The 11,546-nt window shown below is 73.3% G+C and carries 10 protein-coding genes and 3 pseudogenes; 10 read left to right on the top strand and 3 right to left on the bottom strand.

Annotated elements, in window-relative coordinates:
- Positions 1-26 precede the first annotated feature (26 nt).
- Together AC0OLQ_RS22675 and AC0OLQ_RS22670 are read left to right on the top strand one after the other, a co-directional pair.
- Entirely contained in the window at positions 27-1,298 is a 1,272-nt protein-coding gene (locus tag AC0OLQ_RS22675) for an ABC transporter substrate-binding protein (protein ID WP_484527916.1), read from the top strand.
- Between the two features lie 138 nt (positions 1,299-1,436).
- The gene (locus AC0OLQ_RS22670) at positions 1,437-2,063 is read left to right on the top strand and encodes a TetR/AcrR family transcriptional regulator (protein ID WP_484527915.1); all 627 of its coding nucleotides are present in this window, start codon (positions 1,437-1,439) and stop codon (positions 2,061-2,063) included.
- An 18-nt stretch (positions 2,064-2,081) separates the two neighbouring features.
- Here AC0OLQ_RS22670 and AC0OLQ_RS22665 read toward each other — a convergent pair whose 3' ends face one another.
- Positions 2,082-2,501 carry a MarR family winged helix-turn-helix transcriptional regulator gene (locus tag AC0OLQ_RS22665; protein WP_357344011.1) on the bottom strand — a complete coding sequence of 140 codons (420 nt, stop codon included), beginning with the start codon at positions 2,499-2,501 and terminating at the stop codon, positions 2,082-2,084.
- 82 nt (positions 2,502-2,583) lie between these two features.
- Between AC0OLQ_RS22665 and AC0OLQ_RS22660 the strand changes: the two genes are divergently transcribed.
- A complete protein-coding gene (locus AC0OLQ_RS22660; RefSeq protein WP_484527914.1) occupies positions 2,584-4,377 on the top strand; it encodes an ABC transporter ATP-binding protein in 1,794 nt (597 codons plus the stop codon).
- 10 nt (positions 4,378-4,387) lie between these two features.
- Here the strand turns inward: AC0OLQ_RS22660 and AC0OLQ_RS22655 are convergent, their stop codons facing one another.
- Entirely contained in the window at positions 4,388-5,341 is a 954-nt protein-coding gene (locus AC0OLQ_RS22655) for a hypothetical protein (RefSeq protein WP_484527913.1), read from the bottom strand.
- A 41-nt stretch (positions 5,342-5,382) separates the two neighbouring features.
- A complete protein-coding gene (locus tag AC0OLQ_RS22650) occupies positions 5,383-6,447 on the bottom strand; it encodes a hypothetical protein (protein WP_484527912.1) in 1,065 nt (354 codons plus the stop codon).
- 229 nt (positions 6,448-6,676) lie between these two features.
- On the opposite strand from AC0OLQ_RS22650, the pseudogene AC0OLQ_RS22645 reads away from it, so the two are divergent.
- The 7 genes and pseudogenes from AC0OLQ_RS22645 to AC0OLQ_RS22615 form a co-directional block, all read left to right on the top strand.
- A pseudogene (locus tag AC0OLQ_RS22645) lies at positions 6,677-6,919 on the top strand (NERD domain-containing protein); the annotation flags it as partial.
- A 100-nt stretch (positions 6,920-7,019) separates the two neighbouring features.
- A complete protein-coding gene (locus tag AC0OLQ_RS22640; protein ID WP_484532530.1) occupies positions 7,020-7,505 on the top strand; it encodes a hypothetical protein in 486 nt (161 codons plus the stop codon).
- A gap of 23 nt (positions 7,506-7,528) precedes the next feature.
- On the top strand, positions 7,529-8,482 hold the full coding sequence (locus AC0OLQ_RS22635) for a protein kinase (RefSeq protein ID WP_484527911.1): 954 nt from the start codon (positions 7,529-7,531) through the stop codon (positions 8,480-8,482).
- Positions 8,479-8,913 (top strand): annotated as a pseudogene (locus AC0OLQ_RS22630) (protein kinase domain-containing protein); the annotation flags it as partial. The gene AC0OLQ_RS22635 and the pseudogene AC0OLQ_RS22630, both read left to right, overlap by 4 nt.
- 532 nt (positions 8,914-9,445) lie before the next feature.
- Positions 9,446-10,801, top strand: coding sequence for a hypothetical protein (locus AC0OLQ_RS22625; RefSeq protein ID WP_484532529.1), 1,356 nt, complete (start codon positions 9,446-9,448; stop codon positions 10,799-10,801).
- Positions 10,777-11,055, top strand: coding sequence for a hypothetical protein (locus tag AC0OLQ_RS22620; RefSeq protein WP_484527910.1), 279 nt, complete (start codon positions 10,777-10,779; stop codon positions 11,053-11,055). Before AC0OLQ_RS22625 ends, AC0OLQ_RS22620 begins: the two co-directional genes overlap by 25 nt.
- Positions 11,055-11,393, top strand: a pseudogene (locus AC0OLQ_RS22615) (DUF3024 domain-containing protein). The gene AC0OLQ_RS22620 and the pseudogene AC0OLQ_RS22615 overlap by 1 nt, the downstream one beginning before the upstream one ends.
- Positions 11,394-11,546: the final 153 nt, after the last annotated feature.

The raw sequence follows: 11,546 nt of genomic DNA, 5'->3' as shown, positions 1-11,546 counted from the left end.
GCACCGCCGCACCGGAATGGAGAACCATGCGTCCCACCACCCGCCGCATACTCGCGGCCGCCACCGGCCTCGCCCTACTGGCCGCCGTGCCGGCCTGCGCCGACGACGAGAAGCAGGCCGCCGAGAACGTCCCCGGTGTCACCGACACCGAGATCGTCATCGGCACCCACCAGCCGCTCACCGGTCCCGCCGCGCCCGGCTACTCGAAGATCTCCGCCGCCACCAAGGCGTACTTCGAGCACGTCAACAGCAAGGGCGGGGTGAACGGCCGGAAGATCGTCTACAAGGTCATGGACGACGGCTACAACCCCGCCAACACCGAGAACGTGGTCCGCAAGCTGGTGCTCGACGACAAGGTCTTCGCGCTCCTCGGCGGGCTGGGCACCCCCACCCACACCAACGTGCTGGAGTTCGTCAAGACGCAGAAGGTGCCCGACCTCTTCGTCTCCTCGGGCAGCCGGAACTGGAACCAGCCCGACAAATACCCGACCACCTTCGGCTGGCAGCCCGACTACACCGTCGAGGGCAAGATCCTCGCCACCTGGGTCAAGCAGCAGTTCCCCGGCGCCAAGGTCTGCCACTTCGGGCAGAACGACGACTTCGGCCGCGACTCGCTGGCCGGGGTGGAGAAGATCCTCGGCCCGGTGGCGGCGAAGCAGACGTACACCACCACCAACCAGCAGATCGGGCCGGCGATCGGGGCGCTCAAGGCGGCCGGCTGCCAGGTGGTCATCTCGGCGAGCATCCCGGGCTTCACGGCGCTGGCCATGGGGCAGGCCGCCGGGCAGGGGTTCCGGGCACAGTGGGTGGTGTCCAACGTGGGCGCCGACTACACCACGCTCTCCACCCAGCTCGGCGACAAGAAGGTGATCCTCGAGGGCATGGTCGCCGACAACTACCTGCCGATGGTGGGTGACACGGCCAACCCCTGGATCCAGGAGTTCACCAAGATCCACCAGCAGTACAACTCGGCCAACCCGATCGACGGCAACGCGATCTACGGCTACTCGATGGCCTACACCTTCGTGCAGGCGCTGCTCGCCGCCGGCAAGGACCCGACCCGGGAGAAGCTGGTCGAGGCCGTGCGCAAGGGCGGCTTCCGGGGGCCGGGTCTCACCCCGTTCCGCTACAGCGACGACGTGCACGCCGGCTACAGCGGGGTGCGGCTGAACAAGGTCCAGAACGGCGCCCAGGCGTACTTCGGCCCGACGTACACCACGGACGACGCCGATGCCGCGGTCACCGAGTTCACCGAGCCGCCGACGACGCCGCCGGCGAACGCCATCCCGACCACCTGACCACCGCCCGCGGGCCGGGCGGCCGTCACCGCGGTGACGGCCGCCCGGTGGCGCGCACGTAAAGTGCAGCATTCCGGCGCGACGCCACCGGGGCGGGCGGGTCGCGCCGGCCAGGAGCCACGCACAGGGGGCAGTCGCATGATCGAGGTGGACGCCGACGCGCCGGCGCGGGTGGACGGCCGGTCGGCGCGGGCCGAACGGACCCGCGCGGCCATCGTCGAGGCGCACCTGGCGCTCATCGACGAGGGCGACCTGCGGCCCACCGGGGAGCGGATCGCCGACCGCGCCGGGGTGTCCCTGCGCACCCTGTGGACCAACTTCAAGGACATGGAGACCCTGTTCGCCGCGACCGGGCAGCGGGTCGACGAGCGGCTGGACGCGCTCTGGCGGCCGATCCCGCCGGAGCTGCCGCTCACCCGGCGGATCGCGGAGTTCTGCGACCAGCGGGCCCGGATGCTGGAGGTGCTGGCGCCCTCGGCGCGCGCCTCGGCGCTGCGGGAACCGTTCTCGCCGCAGCTACGGCGCAACCGCGAGGCGGCCATCGCCCGGGTCCGCCACGAGATCGAGCTGGTCTTCGAGCCGGAGCTGGCGCACGCGGGGGAGGGGCGCGAGCAGTTGCTGGACGCGCTGACCGTCGCCTGCACCTGGGCGGCCTGGGCGATGATGCGCGACGCCATGGACCTCGATGTGGCGGCGGCCCGGGCCACCCTGGCCCGCACCATCGGCGCGCTGCTCGTCGACGCCATCGCCGCCGGCCTGCGCTGACCCGCCGGGTCCGCCTTCTCAGTCGTCGCGCAGCCGGCGCAGGATCCGGGTCAGCTCGGCCCGGTCCGCCGGATCCAGGGCGCCGAAGAAGCGTTCCGCCTCGGCCGCCCGGGCCACCCGGATGGCCTTGCCGACCCGGCCGCCCTCCTCCGTCGGCGCGACCAGGGTGGCCCGCCGGTCGACCGGGTCGGGCCGCCGCTCGACCAGCCCGCGTTCCTCCAGCCCGTCGACCACCTCGGTGGCGGAGCGGGGCGCGATGCCCAGGTGCTCGGCCAGCGCGCTGAGCCGGACCGCGCCGTGCCGCATGAGCACGGCGAGCGCCCGGGCCTGCCCCGGGTTGATCTCCCAGGGTTCGAGGGTGCGCTTGGACTGGTGGCGCAGCCGCCGGGCCACCGCCCAGAACGTCTCGGCCAGGGTCTCCTCGTCGCTGCCGGTCACCGGAATACGGTAGCAGCACATCTTGTTGTTCCCTCATGATGAGGTAACCTCAGCAATGTCCCCGACGAGAGAGAGCACCCCCTTGGACGGATTCCGTGACGGCCGCGGCGGCGGCCGAACCAGCGTGACCCACGCCGAGAAGACGCAGGCCCGCCAGGTGTCCCTGCGCCGGATCGGCGGCCTCTTCACCGCCCACCGCGGCCCGCTCGCCGCCGTGGTGGCGATCATCATGGCGTCGTCCGTGATCGCGATGGCGTCGCCGTTCCTGCTGCGTACGGTGATCGACCGGGCCCTCCCGGAGCGCGACCTGACCCTGCTGGCCTGGCTGGTCGCGGGCATGGTCACGGTGGCCGCGGTGACCGCCGTGCTCGGCGTGGCGCAGACCTGGATCTCCACCCGCGTGGGGCAGGAGGTCATGCACCGGCTGCGCACCGACGTCTTCACCCACCTCCAGCGCCAGTCGATCGGCTTCTTCGTCCGCACCCGCACCGGCGAGGTCCAGTCGCGGATCACCAACGACATCGGCGGCATGCAGGCCGTGGTCACCTCCACGGCCACCTCGATCGCCGCCAACCTCACCACCGCGGTCGCCACCGTGATCGCCATGGTCGCGCTGAGCTGGCGGCTCACCCTCGTCTCGGTGGTCGTGCTGCCGCCCGCCATCTGGCTGACCCGGCGCGTGGCCCGGCTGCGCCGCGAGATCACCGCCCGCCGCCAGCGCGAGCTGGCCGACCTCAACGTCACCATCGAGGAGGGCCTGTCGATCAGCGGGGTGCAGCTGGCCAAGACCCTCGGGGCGGCCGCGACCCTGGTCGACCGGTTCACCGCCTCCTCGGCCCGCCTGGTCGACCTGGAGCTCCGCTCGGAGCTGGCCGGCCGCTGGCGGATGGCCTCGATGACGGTGATCTTCGCGGCCATCCCGGCCGTCATCTACCTCGGAGCCGGCCTGCCCGGCACCGCCGGCACGCTCACCATCGGCACCCTGGTCGCCTTCACCGCCCTCCAGGGCAACCTGTTCCGGCCGCTCATGGGCCTGCTCAACGTCGGCGTCTCGCTGACCGCCTCGATGGCGCTGTTCGCCCGGATCTTCGAATACCTGGACCTTCCCGTCGAGGTGGCCGACCCGGCGCGGCCGGTGGCCCTCGACCCCGCCCGGGTCCGCGGCCACCTGCGCTTCTCCGACGTCACCTTCAGCTACCCGGGCAGCGACACCGCCGCGGTGGCCGGCGTGAGCCTGGACGTCCCGGCCGGCACCAGCCTGGCCCTCGTGGGCGAGACCGGCTCCGGCAAGAGCACCCTCGCCGCGCTGATCAGCCGGCTGCACGACCCCGACGCCGGCCGGATCACCATCGACGGCGTCGACCTGCGCGACCTGCGCCTGGCCGACCTGGCCGCCGTCGTGGGCGTCGTCAGCCAGGAGACCTACCTGCTGCACGCCACCGTGCGAGACAACCTCCGGTACGCCCGCCCGGACGCCACCGACGCCGAGATCGAGGCCGCCGCCCGCGCCGCGCAGATCCACGACCTGATCGCCGCGCTCCCCGACGGGTACGACACCGTGGTCGGCTCCCGCGGCCACCGGTTCTCCGGCGGCGAGAAGCAGCGCCTGGCCATCGCCCGCACGCTGCTGCGCGACCCGCGGATCCTGGTGCTCGACGAGGCGACCAGCGCGCTGGACACCAAGACCGAGCGCGCGGTGCAGCGGGCCTTCGACGAGCTGGCCCGGGGCCGCACCGTGATCACCATCGCGCACCGCCTCTCCACCGTCCGCGACGCCGACCAGATCGCCGTGCTCGACCACGGCCGGATCGTCGAGTCCGGCACCCACGAGAGTCTGCTCGACCACGCCGGCCGGTACGCGGCGCTCGCCGCCTGAGCGCACTCGCTCAGCCGGTGTACCGGTGGCGCCGGAGCACGCCGTCGTCGTCGGTCTGGAGCCAGGTGCCGTCGCCGAGCGGCTCCAGGTCGTACGCGTGCCGGGTCTGCGCGGGGAACACGCCCCGGATCTCCCCGGTGCGGACGTCGACCAGGTGGTGCCGGTGCCACTCCTCCTCGGTCTCCTCGTTCTCGCCGGCGACCGCGACGACCGCGGTGTCCCCGTCGAGATAGCCGCCGGCCCACTCGACGCACGCCTCGTCCCACTCGTGACCGAACGCGGCCAGCGTTGTCCGGGCCACCACCTCCCCGTCCGGCCAGGTGTGGAAGGCGGCGTCCTCCTGCTCGTGGTGCACGGTCATCACGTACCGCCCGTCCGGCGCGAAGCCGATCACGGTGCGGTCGTCGTCCCAGAGGTCGTCGCGCAGCTCGATGCCGGTCTCCGTCAGCCGCCCCCGGAACACCCGCGAGCCGTCCTGCCCCTCGCCGACATCAAGCAGCATGTGCACCCCGTCCGGCTCGACGAAGTGCTCCCCGCCGTGGCCGACACTCAGCAACCCGGCCTCGGCCCGGAGGTCGCCGGTCACCGCGTCGACCACCAGCCAGCGGTCCTGCTCGCCGCGCATGGCCATCGCGTCCGGCCGGTAGACCCACACCAGCCGCTCGTCGGCCGAGAACGCGCACGAGACCCGGGCGTTCACGATCTTCTGATCCGGGCGCGGGCCGAAGTCCAGCCGCCAGAGCGTACTGCCCGCGCGGTCGACGCAGCGCAGGTCGTCGGTCGTGGCGTACACCAGCCGGCGCAGGTCGCGGGTGACCGCCCAGCCCTCGATCCGGCCGTCCTCGCCGCCTAGGTCGAAGACGGCGGCGGGGGAGAGGCGGCCCGTCACGGCCGGGCCGGAGAGGTCGTACGCGTGCAGCTGTCCGTCGACGAGGCGGGCGTGTACCGGAGAGATCATGCTCATGGCGGGTGAGGCTAGCGGTTGCGGCTCGCCGGGGCGTCCGCTCAGGCGTCGGGCGGGGCCGGGCGGTCCGGGTGGTCCGGGTCGCCCGAGGTCGGGGTGGGCTCGCCCGCGGACGCCGGTCGCTGCCCGGGAGCGGGACGGGGCGGACGCGGGGCAGGCGGCGGCGGGAAGGGTTCGAGCGGGGTGAACTGCTCCACCGGGGAGTCCGGCCGGGGACCCCGCCGGCCCTGCTCGGCCGGACGTCGCGGCGCGCTGCCCGCCCCGGCCTCCCGCTGGTGCGGCGGGTGCTCCTCCCGGAGTGCCTCCGGCATGCCGGCCGCGGGCCCGGCGTCGCCGTCCTGCGCCTCGGTGGGCCCGGCGTGGCCGTCCTGCGCCTCCGTGGGCCCGGCGTGGCCGTCCTGCGCCTCCGCCGGCCGGCGTCCGCGCTGTTCCTGGGCGTACTCCGCGCGCCGGCGCTCGAGGTCGCGCTTCCACTCGAGGGCGATGCGCTTGTCCCAGTACGGCCGGAGCAGCTTGCGGACCGGCTCATCCAGGTAGACCGACACGTCGGGCTCACAGGTGAACTTGACCTCGCCACGCCCGTAGCCCCAGGGGAGGGCGTCGTCGCCGGTCATCGCATCGTCCAGCGCGAGCGCGAACGCCCGGGGGCGATCCGGCGGGATCTCCGCGGCGCACCGGACCGCGATGCGCCGGAACCGCTGCATCGCCTGCGGCTGGAACTGCTCGACGTACCAGCCGAAGAGTTCCGGCCGCGCGTTGTCGGAGGTCCAGGTGAAGGTGGTCCGGACGACGAAGTGGTAGACCTGCCCCTGCGCCGGCACCAGCAGGGTCGGCGCTACCCGCCGGTCGACGAGCGTGACGGGTGAGGCCTCCGCCTCCTGCCACCGCAACTGGTCCAGCATGGGCCGGACCGCCGTCCACAACCGCTTGGCGCCGCGCCGAATGGCCGCCCAGACTTCCCGGGCACGTGTGAGCCACTGTTCCCGCCGGTCCCGCGCCGGCTCCGGGCGGTCCGGGACCTGCCCGTCCGCCGGGGTTTCGCCGGTGCCGACCGCTGGGCTGGTGTCGTCCGTCTCGCCGTCGTGGTCGCCCGGCATCCCGGTCATCGCACCCCTCTCCGGTCGAGCAGCCGCGCGTCGCCCGGCCGTACGGGTGCGCGGCCGGGGCGGTCCGGTGAGGGGTGTGCGGAGGCGCCCGTCGGCGCTTCCGCCGTCTCACGCTAGCAAGTCGGCACGGCGGCGGACGGCAGCCGCGCGGGCGGCGGGATCGGGTCGAGGATCGTGCCCCCGACCTGGCGACACCGGGCGCGGGGGGAGTGGGCCTAGGATCTCGGTCATGCAGGAAGGCCGGTGGACGACGATCACCCCGTCGCAGTTCACGCACGAGCGGGAGGCGCTCGCGCACGTCCAGGCGTTGCTGCCGGACAGCGAGCCCTACCGGGCGTGGTCGAACTTCACCTTCACCGCCCAGACGAGCCACCCCTACGAGATCGACCTGCTGGTTGCGGGACCGGGCGGGCTCTACCTGATCGAGATCAAGAGCCTGACCGGTCGGCTGATCTCCAGCGGCTCCAACTGGATCCTGCACAACCCCGGCGAAGAAGCTAAAGTCGCTGCTCCAGGTCGCCGCCAACCAGCGCAAGGGGCCGCCTGTCAAGATCCCGTTCGTCCGGGCTGCCGTGTTCCTGTCCAAGCCCGGCCTGAAGATCGAACTTTCCGACCACCACCTGCACGGCATCCACGGCCCCGAGCCGGCACCCGGGCACCAGCCCGGCAAGCTGCCCACCATCAGCGCATTGCTGACGCGCCCTCCGCAGGACGAGAAGCACCGGGTCACCAAGGAGTTGTCCGCGGCCCTGCCCGACCTGCTCGAGGCTGTCGGCATCGCGCGTAGCCGCAAGCACTACGAGGTCGGGTCATGGCAGCTGGAGCCCCGGCCGTTCGACCTGGGCCCCACCTGGCAGGACCACCACGCCCGCCACCGCAAGCTGGAACGGGAACGCCGCCGCATCCGCATCTACCTCGTGGAGCGGAACGCCGTGCAGGCCGAGCGGGCGAGCATCGAGCGGGCCGCCAAGCGGGAGATGACGGTCCTGCACGGCGTCAACCATCCGGGCATCGTGCGGGTCGACTCGATGGAGTCCACGAGGCCGGTCCGGCGTTGATCTTCCGCCACGACCCCCGGTCGATGCGACTGGACCACTACATCGCCCAGTACGGCGACAAGCTGGAGCCGCTCAGCCGGCTGGCCATGATCCGTCAGCTCGCGGAGGCGGTCGCCTACGCACACGGGCGCCGGCTGCACCACCGCGCTCTCTCCGCCCGCAGCGTCCTGGTCACCCCGGGGCCGAAGCGTCGTGGCGGCAGCGAAGAGGAGGCGTGGCTGGTCCCGCAGCTGCAGCTCAACGACTGGCAGACCGCCACCCGCGCCGCCGACTCGGCCGGAGGCAGCAGCGGGGACCCCGCCACCCTCTCCTCGCACGCCGACTCGCACATCGAGCGCTCCGTCGAGGCGTACCTGGCACCGGAGCTGACCGCACCCCGGCCGGACCCGGTCGCCATGGACGTCTTCGGGCTGGGCGCCCTGGCGTACCTGATCCTCACCGGTCAGCCGCCGGCCGCGAAGCGCCAGGAGCTGCTGTCCCGGATCGCCCGGGACAACGGCCTGCGACCCTCGGCGGTGGCCGACGGGATTACCGAGTTCGCGGACGAGCTGATCCAGGCCGCCACCGCCCCGGTTCCCGCCCAGCGACTCACCACGGTGGCCGACTTCGTCGAGATGCTCGAAGAGGTCGAGAACGAGCTGACCACCCCGCCACGGCTTTCGGTGCACCCGGAGGAGCCCGAGCCGGAGGAGGCCGATCCGCTGGAGGCCCGCGGCGGCGACCGGGTCGCGGAGTGGACTGTAAGGAAGCGGCTGGGCACCGGCTCGACCTGCCGGGCCTTTCTCGCACACAACGAGCGCACCGGCAAGGACGAGGTGCTCAAGGTCGGCCTCTCCGACGAGAAGGCCGGCCGGCTCGCCCACGAGGCCCGGGTGCTCCGGCCGCTCACCGACTCCCGGGTGATCCGGCTGGCCCGGCCCGAGCCGCTGCAGGTCGCCAACCGTACGGTGACGTCCTCGAACACGCCGGCGAGCTGACCCTGGCCCGCAAGCTGCGTCACGACGGCCGGCTCACCGTCGATGAGCTGGAGACCTACAGCGACTACCTGTTCGGCGCGCTCGACTACCTGGAGGGCGAGGGCGTCTACCACCGGGACATCAAGCCGGACAACATCGCCATCCGGGTACGCCCCAACCGCACCCGTCAGCTGGTGCTCTTCGACTTCTCCCTGGCCGGGGTCTCGGTCAAGGAGCTAGCCGCCGGCACCCCCCGCTACCTCGACCCGTTCCTCGGCACCGCCAGCAGACAGGTCTACGACAAGCACGCCGAGTGGTACGCCCTCGCCGTCACGCTGCACGAGATGGTCTCCGGCGAACTGCCGGTCTGGGGCGACGGCGGCACCGAGCCGCAGCTCACCGAGGGCCCACCCGTGCTGGCCGCCGAGGCGTTCGACCCGGCCGTCCGCGACGGGCTCGTGGAGTTCTTCCACCAGGCCCTGCACCGCGACCACCGGCGCCGCTTCGCCTCGCTCAAGGACGTGCGCGACGCCTGGCAGCAGGTGTTCCGCCGCTCCGACGCCAGCGCCCCGGTCGGCTCCGACCACCCGGAGATCGAGGCCGAGGAGCCGGACGAGAAGGCCGCCGAGCAGGCCCGCGAGGAGGCCGCCGCCAAGGCCACCCGCGCGACCGCCCTGGAGGCCGCCGGCCTCACCCCTCGGGCGGTCTCCGCCGCGCACCGGGTGGAGGCCAGCACCGTCGGCGAGCTGCTCGCCGTCGGCAACAACACCTTCGCCACGCTGCCCGGCCTCGGCGCCAAGACGCGCAAGGAGCTGCAACGCCGAGTCAAGGCGTGGCGCAACCGGCTGGGGGGAGCGGGAAACTATCCCCACGTCGGCCGCCGCCCGCAAGGCGGCCACCGCCGAGGTCGCCACGGAGACCGCCGCCGGGACCGGCGACGCCGAGCTGGTACGCGTCGGCCTCGACGCGATCGCGACCCTGCTCGTGCCGGCGAAGAACGGCCGCAACACCGCCGAGGTGGAGGCGACCCGGCTGCTGCTGAACCTGCCCGACGAGTCTGGCACGCTGCCGCCGCTGCCCCTCTGGCCGCAGCAGCCGGTGGTGGCCACCACCGTCGGCGTGACCCCCGGCCGGATCGCCCAGATCCTCGGCAAGCAGCGCAAGCGCTGGCACGACCTTCCCGTCGTGGCCAGCGTGCGTACCCAGATCATCGAGCTGCTGCGCGACGGCGGGCGGGTGATGGGCGCCGCCGAGCTGGCCACGGCGCTGCTGACCAGCCGCGGGTCGGTCCGCACCGGCGACGACCTGCGGCTGGCGGTCGCGGTCGCCGCCGTGCGGGCCGCCGTCGAGATCGACGCTCTTGAGGAGGAGCCGCGCCTGCTGCTGCGCCGGCACGCCCGCGCCGACATCGACGGCAAGCCGCACCCGCGCGGCGACCGGTTCCTCGTGGCCCTCGAGGCGGGCGAGGACGACGCACCGGACACCCCGGCCGCGCCCGCGCTGCTCGACTACGCCGATGCGCTCGGCAAGGCCGCCGACCGGCTCGCCGCCGGCGAGGTGCTGCCCAGCGCGGCCACGGTCATGCGTACCCTCGCAACGGTGAACGCGCCCGGCGGCGCGGCCGACGTGATCGACGAACGGCGGCGGGTCCTGCTCGCCGCGGTGGCGTCCGAGCGCGCCGCCGCCACCGCCCGGCTGGAGCTCTACCCGCGCGACCTCGACCCGGTACGGGCGCTGCGGCTGGCCCAGGCGGGCGTGGTTCCTCCAGCGTCCGAGAACCAGCGCGCCCTCAGCCCGGAGCTTGTGCAACAGCGGGTCTCGGCGCGCTTCCCCGAGCTGGCACCCCTGCCACCGCACCCGAAGCTGGACCGGCTGCTCGCCGAGGCGGGCTTCGAGCTGCGCTGGGATCGCGGCCACTATCTCGCGCCGCCGCCCCGCGCCGGCTCGTCCTCGATGTCGATCATCCAGCGGCGCCCCTCGGCCACCAACGCGCCGAGCCGGTGGGCAGCCGAGTCGCCGGAGCTGGCGGCGGCCATGCGGGCCGAGGAGCGGTTGACGGGGGCCAGGTCCGCGGGCGGGTTCCGGGCGCTGACGGTACGCCTCAACCGGTACGCGCCGGCCCGCGAGGAACTGGTCCGGCGCTTCGACGCGCGCCGGTCAGCGTGGCGGCGGTGTTCCTGCGGGAGCTGCGCGGCTTGGTGGACGCGAAGCCGAAGCCCCCCTGGGAGACCGTGGTCGGCGCCGACATCGCCGAGCCGGGCTCCCGGGGTGCCATCAAGCTGGGGGAGTACGTCGAGCAGGCGTGGCAGCTGGCCGTGCCGTCGCTGCGGGCGCAGTTGACCGCCGAAGCGGGGCCGGTGCTGCTGCACGACGCGGCGGTGCTGGCCCGGTACCGGGCGATGGAGCGGCTCTACGAGCTGGCCGACGCGGCGCGGGCGGGGACTGGTGACGTGTGGCTGCTCTGCCCGATGGAGGACCCGGCGACGCTGCCCAAGCTGGACGGTGCGGTGGTGCGGGTGGGCGACAACGAGTGGATCGCCCTCCCGGACGCCTGGGTCGTCAATGCCCACGGCAGTGCGGCGGTGGCCTCGTAATGACGCTGCCCGAGGCGGACGTGGCGCGGGTGCGTGACTGGTGCGCGGGGCGCGTGCCCGAGCGCGTCCAGGATCAGGTGCGGATCGAATGCGACGTCGATGCGCGCCACCTGACCGTCGTCGAGTGCCGCGAGCCGTGGCGTCCCGCGAAGAATTCGGAGTAGACCAGGCTGCCGGTTGCGCGCCTGCGGTACACGCAGCGGACGAGCACCTGGACGCTGTACTACCGGGACCGTAACCTCCGGTTCCGCCGGTACGACCTGACCCCGCCGACTCCCGATGTCGGGAAGCTGCTCGACGAGTTGGACCGCGACCCGACCGCCATCTTTTGGGCCTGAGCCTGGCCTGCGCTGGCGGGATGCGGCAGACTGTGGCGCCGTGAGCCCAGTGAGCCGTAACCGGCGCCGTAACGGCAAGAAGCGGTCGGTCCGCAGCGGGGCGCCACTCGTTGTGCTCGGCGCGCCTGAGGAGTGCGACTGCCTACACTGCGC

The organism is Micromonospora sp. Utrum1, assembly GCF_057197805.1.
Note: the sequence above shows the minus strand (reverse complement) of the source record. Positions and strands in the feature narration are given on the sequence as shown.

What these genes read in the sequence shown, in the direction of transcription:
- AC0OLQ_RS22670 (WP_484527915.1), top strand. Translation starts at nt 1,437, where the DNA reads ATGATCGAGGTGGACGCCGACGCGCCGGCGCGGGTGGACGGCCGGTCG.
- AC0OLQ_RS22655 (WP_484527913.1), bottom strand. Translation starts at nt 5,341, where the DNA reads ATGAGCATGATCTCTCCGGTACACGCCCGCCTCGTCGACGGACAGCTG.
- AC0OLQ_RS22635 (WP_484527911.1), top strand. Translation starts at nt 7,529, where the DNA reads ATGCGACTGGACCACTACATCGCCCAGTACGGCGACAAGCTGGAGCCG.
- AC0OLQ_RS22650 (WP_484527912.1), bottom strand. Translation starts at nt 6,447, where the DNA reads ATGACCGGGATGCCGGGCGACCACGACGGCGAGACGGACGACACCAGC.
- AC0OLQ_RS22675 (WP_484527916.1), top strand. Translation starts at nt 27, where the DNA reads ATGCGTCCCACCACCCGCCGCATACTCGCGGCCGCCACCGGCCTCGCC.